General features: G+C 47.7%; 13 protein-coding genes. 1 reads left to right on the forward strand and 12 read right to left on the reverse strand.

The features are described 5' to 3' along the window. Positions 1-47: 47 nt before the first annotated feature. Genes CZ360_RS00120 through CZ360_RS00145 form a run of 6 tightly spaced genes read right to left on the reverse strand, consistent with a single transcriptional unit; the run spans position 48 to position 5690 of the window. Positions 48-974, reverse strand: a complete 927-nt coding sequence (locus CZ360_RS00120) for a DMT family transporter (RefSeq protein ID WP_077532190.1) — start codon at positions 972-974, stop codon at positions 48-50. Further along, positions 971-2038: a transaldolase family protein gene (locus CZ360_RS00125; RefSeq protein WP_077532191.1), complete on the reverse strand. Its 1068-nt coding sequence runs from the start codon at positions 2036-2038 to the stop codon at positions 971-973. Before CZ360_RS00125 ends, CZ360_RS00120 begins: the two co-directional genes overlap by 4 nt. Positions 2039-2064: 26 nt before the next feature. Then, positions 2065-2742 carry a transaldolase family protein gene (locus CZ360_RS00130; RefSeq protein ID WP_077532192.1) on the reverse strand — a complete coding sequence of 226 codons (678 nt, stop codon included), beginning with the start codon at positions 2740-2742 and terminating at the stop codon, positions 2065-2067. A 27-nt stretch (positions 2743-2769) separates the two neighbouring features. After that, the gene (locus CZ360_RS00135) at positions 2770-3720 is read right to left on the reverse strand and encodes a transketolase family protein (protein WP_077532193.1); all 951 of its coding nucleotides are present in this window, start codon (positions 3718-3720) and stop codon (positions 2770-2772) included. 1 nt (position 3721) lies between these two features. Beyond that, the gene (locus CZ360_RS00140) at positions 3722-4552 is read right to left on the reverse strand and encodes a transketolase (protein WP_077532194.1); all 831 of its coding nucleotides are present in this window, start codon (positions 4550-4552) and stop codon (positions 3722-3724) included. Between the two features lie 16 nt (positions 4553-4568). Continuing rightward, positions 4569-5690 carry an iron-containing alcohol dehydrogenase family protein gene (locus CZ360_RS00145; RefSeq protein ID WP_077532195.1) on the reverse strand — a complete coding sequence of 374 codons (1122 nt, stop codon included), beginning with the start codon at positions 5688-5690 and terminating at the stop codon, positions 4569-4571. Between the two features lie 289 nt (positions 5691-5979). On the opposite strand from CZ360_RS00145, the gene CZ360_RS00150 reads away from it, so the two are divergent. Then, a complete protein-coding gene (locus CZ360_RS00150; RefSeq protein WP_077532196.1) occupies positions 5980-7302 on the forward strand; it encodes a sedoheptulokinase in 1323 nt (440 codons plus the stop codon). A gap of 147 nt (positions 7303-7449) precedes the next feature. Here CZ360_RS00150 and CZ360_RS00155 read toward each other — a convergent pair whose 3' ends face one another. The 6 genes from CZ360_RS00155 to CZ360_RS00180 all read right to left on the reverse strand — a co-directional run bounded on the left by CZ360_RS00155 (position 7450) and on the right by CZ360_RS00180 (position 14889). Further along, positions 7450-8733, reverse strand: coding sequence for a hypothetical protein (locus CZ360_RS00155; protein ID WP_077532197.1), 1284 nt, complete (start codon positions 8731-8733; stop codon positions 7450-7452). Between the two features lie 96 nt (positions 8734-8829). Then, positions 8830-9579, reverse strand: a complete 750-nt coding sequence (locus CZ360_RS00160; RefSeq protein WP_077532198.1) for a response regulator transcription factor — start codon at positions 9577-9579, stop codon at positions 8830-8832. Beyond that, positions 9576-11369 (reverse strand): sensor histidine kinase, encoded by a 1794-nt coding sequence (locus tag CZ360_RS00165; protein ID WP_077532199.1) that lies wholly within the window; start codon positions 11367-11369, stop codon positions 9576-9578. Before CZ360_RS00165 ends, CZ360_RS00160 begins: the two co-directional genes overlap by 4 nt. Positions 11370-11467: 98 nt before the next feature. Then, a complete protein-coding gene (locus CZ360_RS00170; RefSeq protein ID WP_077532200.1) occupies positions 11468-13021 on the reverse strand; it encodes an ABC transporter substrate-binding protein in 1554 nt (517 codons plus the stop codon). Between the two features lie 58 nt (positions 13022-13079). Then, positions 13080-13955, reverse strand: coding sequence for a carbohydrate ABC transporter permease (locus CZ360_RS00175; protein WP_077532201.1), 876 nt, complete (start codon positions 13953-13955; stop codon positions 13080-13082). A 13-nt stretch (positions 13956-13968) separates the two neighbouring features. Next, entirely contained in the window at positions 13969-14889 is a 921-nt protein-coding gene (locus CZ360_RS00180) for an ABC transporter permease (protein WP_077532202.1), read from the reverse strand. Positions 14890-14894: the final 5 nt, after the last annotated feature.

A 14894-nucleotide genomic window follows, 5' to 3' on the forward strand; every position in this document is an offset into this window, starting at 1 on the left:
GATACGAACAAGGAGCACGTATACTCCTTGTTCGTTTTTTGTTTTTATTATCTTTCCTTTAACAGCTCCGGGTTTTGTTTGCTTTTCTTCTGCTGCTGAAGCAGGATTCCCAGAGCCCCGCCTAAGACGACAAACATTCCAAGCACCTGGCCGGCGGTCATCCTTTCATGAAAAAGAGCAAAGGAAATCAACGCGGCAACCAGCGGCATGAAAAGCAGAAACACCTTTACCAGCCAAACCGGAAACCTGCGAAGGTCATAGTAGTAAACCAGGTAAATTCCAGTTTGCCCAATACCTGCCAGTATTGCCGCCAATAACAGCCCGCGATCCGTTGTTAGCAGCTCCAGTTGTCCCAGAACTCCTAAGCTGAGCGCCGTAACAAAGAACAGCACCATTGTAATGAAATTATTGTAGTAGGCGATCACGTTATCAGGAGACGGATTGTGCGGATCCATCTGGACGCTTTTGATTACAAACGCATTGATGGATACAAACAGTGCGCTGAGAATAAAGAAAATAGCCCCTTTATTGCCAAATGAAAAGTCCGAGAAGCTGACTCCCATCACCATAAATACGCCAAACAGCATAACCAGCGTAAAAAGCCAGTCCAGCTTGCTGAATTTTGTTTTATAAATGATGATCGATATCAGATTCACAAAAATAATATCGCATTTCAGCAACGCAGTTCCGCTTCCGGCCGGAGACAGACTCAGGCCAATAAACGCGGTCAAATCCAGCAAAAAGCCAAGCAAGCCTATGAGCAGCAGGCGTTTTAAAACGCCCTTTGTGCAGAAAAGCTGTTTCAGTTCACCCTTTGCCAGCATGATTACAGTCAAAAGAACCATTGTCAGAAGCCTGATGACAATTCCTACTGTAAAAACTGACATTCCCTTGATCGCCTGTTGGCTGGCGACATAATAGCCGCCCCAAATGACCGCTAACGCAATTAACGGAAAAATCTGTTTGGCCTTCATCCGATCATATACCCTCTTATTAGCTTGCAGATATCGTCATACCCAGCGCTAAAGGTCGCTAATGTATTTTTGAATCCGCCATAATATTGAAATTCCTCCGGAGACATAGCTTTTTCTTCAAAGGATTTTGTAAATTCAGGAATTTTGTTCAGTTCCTGCATATACTTTTCAGGAACAGGATCGTCAATGCGGCTTACCACCTCAATATCGCAGGCATTTAATCGTTTATGCCATCCGTAGTTGATTGTCTGTGCCAAATCTCCGCCGATGAGCTGTGACCAGTGATAATGATTCCGGTTCGCAGCGGAAAGGAGGCGCGTGGTATATCCCCGTTCCTTATAAATGCGGTATGCTTCCTTTATTACAGCTACTCCGGCCCATTCCAGGCATTCCGGGTCAACAATCATTCCCGTCTGATTGACATACTCCTTCATCCAGTCGTCGGTCCGGCCGATCATCAGGGTGCAGACAGGCCCCATGGTATCAACCGGCAGCCCTTCCGCCCTTCTTCTCTCCAGACCCCGTTCTACCGCTTCTGCAACCGCAACTGCCTGTGCCACAGTAAACGATACCGTCGCATTGATGCTGGCGCCGCGATAAGTTGCCTCTTCAATCGCTTCAATCCCGGCGGCGGAAGCGGGAATTTTAATCATCATATTCTCTCCGAGGCTGTTCAAATGCATCGCCTGCTCGATGATCTGTTCCTTGCTCTGATAATACTTAATATTGGTCTGAATAGACAACCGACCCTTTTTTCCATGGAATTTTTCAAAAACGGGCAGCAGCTTCTTTGATCTCAGCGCGCCTACCTCATCTATCAGCTTCCATACAATATCGTCTTCCGTAGCGCCTTTCATCTCCCGGACCAATTCCTTAATCCGGCCTTCCCAGATATTCATTTCGTTCTTTACAACCGCTCCCACAATAATCGGGTTGCTGGTTGCGCCGACGATTCCCCGTTCCAAACCGTAATTCAGTTCCTCTTCTCCGCAGGAATCCATCCAGATGTCGGTCATCGGGAATTTCACTGCGCATTCATGTAATTTTCCTAAATATTCGCTCATGTTTATCTGCTCCTTCCAAATAGTCCTTATTCTGTTGCCGTTGCATCCCAGGCTTCGCGGAAAACGTTTAAGCCATAGGAAGAAAACGGATGCTCGAAGCTGTCCTGATACACCTGTAAGCCGCATGTTACAATATCGGCGCCCATTGCCGCATAGTCCGCAATCTGCTTTCCGTTTCGAACAGCCGCTACAATAATTTCTGTTTCAAAATTGTAATTGCGGTAAATATCAATGATGTCCGCAATGTATTCACCGGAATCACCGCTGTTTTCCTTCCAGCCCACAAACGGAGAAACAAACTTTGCTCCCAGCTTTCCAGCCGGGATCGCCTGTGACGGCGAGAACACCAGCGTTACATTGGTGCGCACACCCATCTTTTCCAGCTTGCGCGCGGCAATCAGCCCCTGTTCGCAGCAGGGGATTTTGATCACATAGTTCGGGGAATAGGAAGCCACTTCTTTCGCCGCTTCTACAATCTCTTCCCATTTTTCCAAGTGCGGATTGATCTCAAAGGATACCGGAAATTTATCCACGCCTTCCAGCCCTTCGCTTTTAATCCATTCGGCAACCTCTTTCACTACGGCCATAAACGGCTTCTGACTGTTTCTGATGTGTTTCGGATTGGTGGTTACCCCATCGATCCCATACATCTCATACGCATATTTGATTTCATCCAATTTGGCGCTGTCTAAAAAGTATTTCATCCTGTTTTCCTCTTTTCTGTATTTGTATTATTTTTTCAGCTCGATCGCCTGTTTTGCCGCCGCAATAATGTCTTTCGATTTCAGGCCGTATTTCTCCATCAGGAAGTCCGTGCTTCCTACTTCACCGAAATGGTCTTTCACCCCTACCGGAATCGCCGGAACAGGGCAGGCCGCACTCAAAGTCTCTGCCACAGCGCTGTATAATCCGCCAATGACAGAATGATTTTCCGCTACCACGACCGCCCCAGTCTTTTTGGCAGATTCAATCACCAGCTTGGCGTCCAGCGGTTTAATGGTATGAATATTGATGACCTCAGCGGAAACGCCTTCCTTTTTCAGTTCCTCACAGGCTTCAACCGCTTCCGCAACCATAATTCCGGTTGCAAAGATAGAAATATCCGTTCCTTCTGAAATAACAGTTCCTTCTCCCAACACAAATTTGTATGACTCGTCAAATACCTTGACCGCATTTCTTCTCAGCAGCCGGATATAGACCGGTGATTTGACCGCCAGGATCTGTGGGAAAATCTGCTTTAGCTGCATGGAATCGACCGGTTCATAAATAATCATTCCCGGGATGTTTCGCATAATAGACACATCCTCCATGCTCATATGTGTGCCGCCGTTTAATTCAGCGGTAACGCCGGGATCGCTGCCCATCATTTTAACATTCAGTCCTGCATAGGCAACCGAAAGCGTCACCTGGTCGCAGCATCTCCTGGAAGCAAAGGCTGTAAAAGTATGGGTAAACGGGATTTTTCCCATCGCCGCAAGTCCAGAAGCAACTCCAACCATATTGGCTTCCGCAATCCCAACATTAATTGTTTTTTCCGGGAACGCCTCGGTAAAACGAGTAGTGCCGGCGGCCTTGCTTAAATCGGCTTCCAGGATGACGATCCTATCATCCTTTTTTTCATATTCAATCAGCAAATCCACATAGGTTTCCCTCAGCCAACGATCTTCTTTTTCCAGCCTCATGCTATATTTCCCCCTTTTCTACCATCTCGACGGCTTTTTTGCAGGTCTCCCTGTCAATCGTCATATTGTGGGAGGCAACCATATTTTCGCAGAAATACCCGCCTTTCCCTTTCACTGTATCCAGTAAAATCATAGATGGTTTCCCCTTGAGCTTTTTGGCGTTATCAACAGCATTGGATATTGCTCTTACGTCATGTCCATCGACGGTTTGGACATGCCAGCCAAAGGCTTCCCATTTTTTATCCAAAGGATATAGGCCGTTAATATTCTCGATATATCCGTCCAACTGCATTTTGTTGTAGTCAGTAAAGGCAATAAAATTGTCCAGCTCCCGGCTTCCCGCCAGCATAGCCGCTTCCCAAATCTGCCCTTCCTGGCTTTCACCATCCCCGATAATGGAATAAATATAAAAGTCCTTGTGATCCATTTTTCCGGCAATCGCCATACCTGTCGCCGCCGAAAAGCCCTGTCCCAACGAACCGGTAGACATATCAATCCCATTGGTCAGCCGCATATCACAATGGCTTGGCAGATGGGTATTCGGTTTGTTTAAGGTCATCAGCTCATCCATCGGCAGGAAGCCCTTTAAGGCAAGCGCCGCGTATAAAGCCGGTCCGCCGTGGCCTTTTGACAGGACAAAGCGATCCCGGTTTTCCATTTTAGCGTTGCCCGGGTCTACGTTCATTTGATCGAAATACAGCACTGACAGCACCTCGCACAGGGACAGCGCTCCGCCAATGTGTCCCACGCCAATTTCTCCGATCATCTGAATCGTAAGCTTTCTGATCTTTTTGGCCTGCTCCTCTAAAAATCTCTCATGATTTTCCGTCATATTCTCCGCTCCTTTATTACAAAATAGATTTCAACAGGGTATAGACTGTTTGTGTATTCATTTCCGCCGGCGTTAAATGTACAATGGCCGGCGTCAGACCCACCTCGGTGATATGCTGGAGATCCTTCTCCTGAATACCAAGCTGGTTCAGCCGCACAGGCATATTCATGCTGACCATGAGATCCTCTACCGCCTGTGCCAGCTCTTCTACGGTGCCAAATCCCAAATAGCCCGCCATCGCAGCCATCTTTTCCGCCGCTTGCTCCTGACTGATCCGGATAAAGGCAGGCAGGGTAATAGAGCATGCGGTGCCGTGGCTCGCACCAAACTCCGCAGTCAGCGGAAAGCTAAGCGCGTGGATTCCCGTCGTCCTGGTTTGACTGAATGAAATTCCCGCAATCAGGCTTGAAATAATCATCGCTTCCCTGGCCCCCAGATCGTGCGGATCATCATAGGCCTTTTTGATATTTTGCAGGATCATTTTTACGGCGCTCAGGCTCAGCGCGTCGCTGATTGGATTCGATTCCCGATTCCAATAGGCCTCAATCGCATGGCAGAAAGCGTCCATTCCGGTAGAGGCAGTCACAGCCGGAGGAACAGTATATGTAAGCTCCGGATCAATCACAGCGAGATCCGGCCAGAAAGCTTGGTTAACCATCGGCATTTTCACCTTGGTCTTTTTGTTGGTAAAGACGCCGACGTTTGTTACCTCGCTCCCAGTTCCTGCTGTCGTAGGGATACAAACCAGCTGGGTCTGTCGATTCTCTATCGTCTGCGTGCCACCGCTATAGTAATCATAAATACTGCCGCCGTTGGTAGTCAGGCAGGAAACAATTTTCGCTACGTCCAGGGAGCTTCCGCCTCCCAGCCCGATAACGCAATCCGCTCCCATCCGTCGTGCCTGCTCAGCAGCCAAATCCACACTCTCACAGGTCGGATTCGGTTCAATCTCGCTGAAATACTGAACCTGTCTCCCCTCAAGATTATCCCCTATCGTCTGTGCCACACCATTGGCAAACAAAAACGGGTCTGATAAAATAAAGACGCGTTTCCCTTTGATATGGGACGAAATCGCCTTAGAAACCCCTGCAGCACAGATGATTTGAACCGGCATTCTGTAGTTGAAATCTCCATTCATGTGATAACCTCCTTGATATTTAATTAAATCTTTTTCTAAAATTAGCAAAAATTATTAATTTATTTTGCTTTTCCATGTCCAATTATAATCTTTTTCCTATTTTATGTCAATATTATTTTAATAAGTTTAATTAATTTAGTGTCAGCAGCTGTATTTGCCAAGGAAATTGATTCTAACCGTTCTTGCTATTGCAGAATTACCACAATTCTGGTATGATGAAAACATCCGCAAAATAAAAAGCGCGGCCCGCGCTTTTACAGCTTTTTCCGTACCATGAAAGGATGATAGGATGACATACAGTATGGGGATTGATATTGGGACAACTTCCATCAGCGTGACGATTCTTGATGACGAGGGCAGGACGATAGATTCTGTCACCCATAACAACCGCTCTTTCATGACAAGCCAGTATTCCTGGGAATCGATTCAAGACCCAAGGATAATTCTGAAGGACACAGAACAGATTGTCACGAGGCTGGAAAAACAATACCCCCAGATTCAGCGCATTGGTTTTACCGGGCAGATGCACGGCATCCTTTACCTGGACGCGAAAGGAAGAGCTGTTAGCCCTCTCTATACCTGGCAGGATCAGCGCGGAAATCAAAAAATCAGCCCGGAAGAAAGCTATGCAGAATACCTCAGCCGGACAACAGGACACCCATTAGCTACCGGATTTGGCTGCGTTACCCACTTCTACAATCTGGAAAACAAGCTGGTGCCGGAAAATGCCGTTACATTTTGCAGTATCTGTGACTATATCGCAATCCAGCTGGCACAGCTTCAAAGCTCTATTCCTATCCATAGTTCATTTGCCGCCAGTTTCGGCCTCTTTGATGCTGAGCAGCTCCGATTTGACCAAAAGGCGCTTTCTGCCGTTGGTATTCCTTTTGAATTCCTGCCAAAAACCACTTCCGCAGTCAGTTGTATTGGAAAAGATAAAAACCAAATCCCTGTTTACAATGGAATTGGAGATAACCAGGCCAGCTTTTTGGGATCTGTCGACAGCTTAGCGGATACGATCCTGGTAAATGTAGGAACCGGGAGCCAGGTTTCCCTCTATACGGCGCAGTATCTCAAAAGTGACCGTCTGGAAACCCGACCCTTTTTAGACGGTTCCTATTTGCTGGTAGGCTCCAGCTTATGCGGCGGCAGGGCCTTCGCACTGTTGGAAACCTTTTTCCGATCAACAGTACAGTTGATGACCGGACAGGCATGCCAGTCCTGCTATCCTGCTATCGACCGCATTCTGGCGGAATTTCCACAGCCGGATGATCCGATCACAGTTCATTCCCAATTCAGCGGCACCCGGGGAAATCCGGATGTGCGCGGCTCCATAGAGGGAATTGATACACATAACTTCACCCCTGTACATTTGATTTACGGAATGCTGGAGGGAATCGCTCGAGAGCTCTATGACTTTTGCAGGCAGGACATCTCCACGAGGCTCTGCCCCATCCGTTTGACCGGCTCCGGAAACGGACTGAGAAAAAACAGGGCGCTGCAAAAAATTGTGGAGCAGACATTCCGCGCCGAGCTGGCCATATCTCCATATCAGGAAGAGGCCGCAAGAGGCGCCGCACTGTCTACAGTATATTCCCACGGCAATCAATAGCAGGGGCGTTTGCCGAAAGTATTCTGCTGTCATCTGTTTTTCTTCGGCAGCACCTCACGCCGCTTCTCCAGCCCTGCACAAAAAAGCACCCGAAACAGCTATGTAAAAAGCTGTTTCGGGTGCTTTTTTAGGTATTCTATCATTTTTTTATTTGCGCCGGCTCCAAACAGCCGCTGCAGTGACTAAGATCAGCATGATTGTAGTCAGGATCGTCGAAGCCCAGATCAGGATATCACCGCCCGAAAGAATTTGGACGATAGACAATACCGACGCCAGGATGGAAACAATCCCAAAAATCGTGATGATATTGATAACCGTCTCGCTGCGAGCCCGCTCAATCTCCTGCTGATGCTCTGTCAGGATGTTCAGCTTGCTGCTGATATCCTGGATTGCCGCGGGAATATCATTGACCTCAAGCAAATGCGCATAGATTTGCTTGACATTATGCCAGCGCGACAGGTTAGCCGGCGCCACTGTTCCAAAAGCCTGGAATTTCAGCATCAGGTTCTTCAGGTGCTTAATCTGTCCTTTATCCAGATGGGTGATCAACTCGGTAAAACGCAGGCAGGTGTATTTTTCGTAGAGAGACAGGAGCACGACCGGCAGGCCATCGTCTGCCTGGGTATCTCTTTCCGTTGCAAAATCCATTGCTTCATCCGCTACTACATAGGATATGGTCTGCGAAGCGACACAGCAGCCCCATCGGTAAGTGTTGAACGTTTGGTGTTTCACTGCATAAACGTAGCGGATATCCTCCTCAGACATATCCTCTATCGGAGCGTCTATCGGCATCATTTTATGAAGATTAAAGGTAATCTTCTGCATTTCCTCCAGTGTATCAAACCGTTCAGGCACCACTGCAAAGATATACGCATAGGAATCCAATAAAAAAGAGGAATTCCCATCAAAGAATTTGCGCAGGCCAAGCGGCGTGCAGAAATCTGTCAGCCAGCTTTCCACAGAAAACGGATGCTTTTCCCCGGACGGACCTATCCAGTGAAAAGCGGCGCTGCTGTATGCCGATCCCGGATTGCAGATTGCTTTCAGCGCTTCCATCTCCGCAAAGGAAAGGCTGAGGCAGAGAAACGCCACCTGTGTGTGGAAAACATACAAATAAGAGGCTGCCAGCTCAAAGGAATAGGTTCTTCCCTCCTCCGTGACGAGGAACCGCTGTGCTTCCATGGAGACTTCTGTCCCGCAGAGTCCTGCTGCAAGATGCGGGCATGCCACCTTATAGCAGGAGCCTACCGCCGCCTCATTGGCGCGTTCGAGCATAGCCTTGATGTTCTCATTGAGATCCATTGTAGTCAATGATTGGTAAACGCCTATTTTTTCCAGCTTTACAAGGTCAAACGCAGCCGGATCATATTTCAAGGGGATAATCAGGAAGCAACCATATTGCACCTGCTTTTTTTGCTCTTCATTCAGCATTTTCTCTACCTCCTTTTCATTGATTTTATTATACCAGAAGGGGCGCGGCCTGGCAAGAACCGGAGCAGCTCAGCCAGACAACATACAGCTTCATCATTATTTGCAGATGGAATCCCGATACTCTCCCGGCGTCATCCCAGTTGCCGATTTAAATATTTTACTGAAATGGTAAGGATCGGGATACCCAACCTTTTCTCCGATCCTCTTGACTAGAATCGTTTTATCATGAAGCAACTGTTTGGCATAATTAATACGAATCTGGCTGAGATATTTGGAAATATTGACCTGCTCTATTTTCATAAATAATCGTGATAAATGCGTGGGAGTATACCCAAACCTCTGCGCAATCGTATTGACGTTGATATCCTTCGCGTAATTCTGCTGAATGTAGGACTTGATAAGCTCCACCTTTGCTCGATGCCCCTCCGTCTGCAGCTCCAATTCCAGATCGTTATGGGCCGACTGTACTGAGAGAATCAGCCTCGACAGGCTCTTGCACAATTCTTCTTCCTTGACCGGCTTAAGAAGGTAGTCCGATACCTGAAGCTGGATTGCGCGTTTAGCATATTCAAAATCGCTGTAACCGCTGATGACAATAAATTTTGTGGCGGGATATTTCTGCTGTACCTGATAGATCAGCTCAAGGCCGTCCATTCCCGGTAGGCGGATATCTGTAATAATAATCTCCGGAAGATACTGTTCCTGCAGCGCCAACGCGCTGACCCCATCGGCAGCCTGTGCCACCACCCTTGCCGGAAGGCCAAGGCGGTCAATCTTTTTTACCAGGTTCTTTAGGATTAGCTGTTCATCCTCAACCACCAAAATCTGAAAACAATGTGCCATCATCCATTTTCCTTTCTCTGCACCCCGACAGTGATGGAAGCGCCTTTGTCCGGGTTATTCTCAATGCAAAACACCGCGTCCTCGCCAAACTTTAGATACAGACGGATAAAAATATTGAGCAGGCCCATCCCGTCCAGCTTTAACGACGGCAAAAGATGCGTCTGTTTGATCGAATTCACCTGATTCATAATAGAATCCAACACCTCTTTGGCAAAGCCGGGGCCGTTATCAATGACTGAAACGGCCCAGCCGTTCTCCAGGCAGCTCCCGATAATTTGGATGTCCCAGGGCGGCAGAGAGGAGGATGCGTACTTGATTGAATTTTCTACCAGTAATTGTAGCACAAGCTTTGGTATTTGTACATGATAGAGCGCCGGGGCGATCTGTACGCTGTACTGCAGGTTTTGCTGGTAGCGCAGCTCCATGCAGGACAGATACTGGATCACAATATCGATTTCCTGCTCCAGGGTAATTTCTCCATTGTCATCCGCGGACAAATATCGGAGAATATCCGCCATGGCATCACAGGTTGCCACAATCTCCTCCCGCATCCCCTCTTCCGCCATCACTGCAATAACTGCCAGCGAATTATAAAGGAAGTGCGGATTAATCTGGTTTTGCAGCAGCAGCATCCTTGACTGCATCTCCTGGGACTGAGCCAGCAGCAATCTGGACATCGAATCGTTTAATTTCTCCTTCATATCGGAAAACGCGGCAGAAAGATTGTTGAGCTCCTCTACCTTAGTAGAGGTTACCGCCGTTTCGTCCGTTTGATCCTTAAGGTCAAATTCCGCAATCTGCCGCTGGATTTTTCGGATTGGGTCTGAAACAATATGGGCAGTGTAAAATAAAAGTCCGACCAAAATGGCAATAAACAGCATGCTTAAGGCAACAAAAAGAATCTGATATTTGTACACTGGTTCCAGGATCGTATTTTTGTCCAGCACAAAGACAAACGACTGCTCGGAAAAGTCAGACTTGATCGTCTGAATCAACTCTCTCCTTCCGGTTTCTTCACTGGTTATCTCATACGGCTTGTTCTGTGTGATCCTGTAAGAAAATTGATAATAGTAATTATCATTTTCATAATTTCTGGGAAACATTTTATAGCCATAATTATCAAAGATCATCAGCCGATGCCCATCCCCTGTTTCCAGCTCAATGACATCCTGATAAATCGACGTATAGAGCTGCTGAATTTCCACAATACCCAGCGGTTTTCCGTTTTCATCGAAAAAAGTCCGCAGCAAAGATACATACAGGGTATCCGGCGGAAGAGAGATTGCCTCGCTTAGCCTTTTGTCCTCATAGGGAACTGAAATATGCATCTCCCCGTTTTTTACCATCACGACATCATACCAATACTTAAAGCTGGTCTGGTAAGCCTCATATCCATGGTAGGCTCCCGCGCTGAACACCCCGTTGTCTACCTGATAGAGCTGGACTTGGACACCCGCTCCCTGCCTGCTGAGCATCGGCAGAATGGAATCGGTCAACGAAGCCAATTGCGCTGTCATATCTTCCCCATTGGCACCTGATAATTCAGAAAAAGCCTGCTGTATGCTCGGAGAACCTGCAATATCTTTTGACAGCGCATCCATATATAAAAGTGCTTCGTCAACGCCATTCTGTACGGTGGCGGACAGCTCCTGCGTTTGCCGCAGGGTGTTATCCTGTATCACTTTGGTTAGCAGGAGAGAAAAGGAGAAAAGGATAACCGCAAAAAAAGCGGTTACCGGAATAATAATGTAATAGAGCAGCACCTTTTTAAACGGCCTTATCTTCAATTTCATACTGTATCCTTTCCATGAACCGGAACGCTCCAAATTAAAAAAAGAAAACAACTGAACAGACCAATAAAATATTGGTCTGTTCAATCATAAGGAGGAATTTATTTGCCGTTTTCTGACGCCCAGGCGTCAATCTGAGACTGGAACTCAGCAACGACCTCGTCAATACCAGCTTCTTTCAGTTTTTGCTGGAAAGCGGCCAGCCCTTTATCCGGGTCGTTCGGGTCTACCAAACCGCGTTCCAACGGTTCTGCGTATTCCTGGCAGACGGTAGAGATCGCCGCCAGCTGGTTTTTCACCGGTTCTGGATCAGCAACAAAGCCCATGAGTTCTGAATAAACCGCAGATTTCATCGCTTCTTCCACGCGTGAGGAGGTGTCGACTTCCGCCTCGGTCTGGAAATATTGGAGCGCCGCCTTGTTGCCAAACTGGTAGGTCGTATTCGGCACCCATCCGCAGGTTTCAGCGTCCATGCCCTCCGGATACTGAATTACCTTTTTGGCTTCGTCCTTCCATACCCAATGCTTGCCTTCAATACCAAAGTTTAACAGATTATGGATATATTCGTCGGTATGAAGCAGCTGAATAAACTGGAGCGCTTTTTCCGGATTTTTGGAAGCCTTAGCAACACAGTTTCCGCTTGAGGTTGCGCTGCCGGTTGTAATAATCGGCGCTTTTCCCTTGATCTTGGCCTGCAGGATGGTAGCGCCGCCCCATTCGCTGGCTGCCATCGCAGTAGTATCGCCTTCGCCGACGAACGGTACCGCAAAGGTTGCAAATTTCTGCTCTGAACGCAGAGACATCATCTCAGCCTCGGTTGGCGGCGTTTGCAGGAAATAGCCCTTTTCATACCATTTTCTCGTCAGTTCGATGGTTTCTTTATACTCGTCGGTAAACGGCGCCGCAACCACTTTTCTGTTCGGATCATCCGCCTTTACAACGACCAGATCCTGTCCCTTCGGCGCCTTGACGCTGCCGACGCCCTCATATCCGTAATAGCCCGGGAACCAGAGACGCCCCCAGTAATCTGCGTCGGAAAGGATCGGGGTAACGCCGTCTTCCTTTTCCAGGATCGTATCAAAAAACGGTTCCCAGTCTTCCCAGCTTTCTGCGTTTTCCCAGTCGAAATCATATTTTTCCGTCAGCTCGCCAATGGCCCAGAATCCCGGATAGCTCACGCTCGGGTCATAGTTTGGAACCATGTAGATGCTGCCCTTTACTTTTGCCGCATCCCAGCGCTCCTGATCATACATATTCCAAAGCTCCGGCGCCGCTTCGGGGAGAAGATCCTCCAAGGCCAATACCCCATTAGTCTGTACCACAGAAGTATAGCTCAAAAAGTTAGAGGAGGTCATGATGTCAAGATCGTCCCCTGTTGTCAGCATCAAAGGCATTTTTGTTGGATACTCATTAAAGGAAAGCGGATGCAGCTCTACTGTCGCATTGATCTTTTCTTTTGTCACTTCATTTAACGCTTCCTGAATTTCTTTTGTATCCTCGGTATTGGTTGTTTTTGCGATAAAATAGTATTTCAGGTTAACGGCGTCCCCGCCGCTGTTTCCGCCTGTGCTCTCCCCGCCGTTTTCCGACCCGCAGGACGCGAGAAGGGAAGCCGCCAGGCATCCGCACAAAATCATGCTAATAATTTTTTTCATACGTAAACCTCTCTTTCTTTATTTCTGCTGTTCAATTTTTTCATATCAATTCTTTTCCCTAGTCCCCCTTCATGCCGCCAAGGGTGATCCCCTTGACAAAATATTTTTGTACAAACAGAAATGAAAACATAATCGGCAGCATGGCAAGCATTGCCATCGCCATCCGCACAGATTGATACGGCACCGTTCGCCCGACTGTCTGCGCCCCCTCCTGGATAATGCCGGTCTCATAGGTGATCCGGTATAGCAAATACTGGAGCGGATACAAATCCTGATTCTCCACAAATAAAAGCGCCTGGTACATATCGTTCCAAAAGCCGAGCATGGAAAACAGCGCCACTGTTGCGATTGCCGGTACAGAGAGCGGCAGCGCAATCTTGAAGAAAATATACATTTCCCCCGCCCCGTCCAGCTTGGCGGCTTCATATAGCCCTTCCGGCAGGCTGCGGTAATAGGTCCGCAGGATCATGATATAAAACGGACCGACCAGGTTGGGCAAAATCAATGCCCATACACTGTTTTTCAGGTGCAGGTATTGGGTCATCATGATATAATACGGCACCACCCCGCCGGAAAACAGCATGGTTAGAAAGGCATAGTATCCCAGAAATTTGGAGAGCCTAAAGCTTCTCCGCGCAGTGGTATACGCAAACATCCCCATTACTACTACCCCGATAACGGTTCCTACCACTGTGACGAAAATGGTGACGCCATAAGCGCGCAGAATTTGCATCGGCTTTGCAAAAATATAGCTATACCCCTCCAGGGTAAACGTTTTCGGCCATAACAGATATCCGTATTTTGTAATATCGCTGTCCGTTGAAAAGGAGGCCACAATCAAAGTCCACAGTGGAATCAGGCAGAGCGCGCAGATCGGGATAAACGCCAGCGTTACCACCGTCTTAAAGGTATTTTTATGTAATTTCTTTTTCACAGCGGTTCTCCTTCTAAAATACAGCGCTTTCTTTGTCAAACTTATTCACCAGCATATTTGCGGTCAGAATCAGGATTAATCCACAGACCCCCTGGAACAGTCCTACTGCCGCAGACATATTAAAATCTCCCATCACCGTCAGGGAACGCACCACAAAGGTATCGACCACGTCGGTGGTTTCCATAATCTGGCCGGATGACCGCGTGACATTAACAAAGAAATCGAAGTTGGCGTAAAACACCCTGCCCAGCGCCAGAAAAACATTGACCATAATCAGCGGCTTTAAAAACGGCAGGGTAACGTACCTGATCTCGTGGCGCTTCTTCGCCCCGTCAATCCGGGCCGCCTCATAATACTCAGGATTAATGCCGACAATACCAGCCAGATAAATAATGCTGAAGTACCCGCATCCTTTCCAGACACTGATTATGGTCATAATAGCGGGCCAGACAGAAGCTTCCCCATACCAGTTGACCGGTTCCATTCCGATTACATGGAGAAAATTGTTCAGCAGGCCTTTATCCCCGTTAAATAAGGCGAAAGTGAAATAGCCTACGATAACCCAGGAGATAAAATGCGGAAAAAACAGGATTGACTGATAGGCCTTTGCCACGCGCTTCTCAAAGATTTCATTCAGAAAAATAGCCGCTGTTACGCCCATGAGCTGGCCGAATACCATAAACAGCAGGTTAAGCCCTACTGTATTTCGGATCAGTCTCCAGGCCACCCCTGACTGGAAGAAAAATACAAAGTTGTCAAACCCTACCCAGGGGCTGCCCAGAATACCGTCTGAAAAATTGTAATCCTTAAACGCCAAGATAATTCCAAACATCGGGCAATAGCAGAAGATGAACAGCACCAGGAAACCGGGCAGAGCCATCAGGTAAAGGCCCAGGTTATTCTCGCGCCTTTTCAGCAGCGGGGTTTTTCTCATATCCG

The organism is Massiliimalia massiliensis (assembly GCF_900155615.1).
Lineage (GTDB): Bacteria > Bacillota > Clostridia > Oscillospirales > Ruminococcaceae > Massiliimalia > Massiliimalia massiliensis.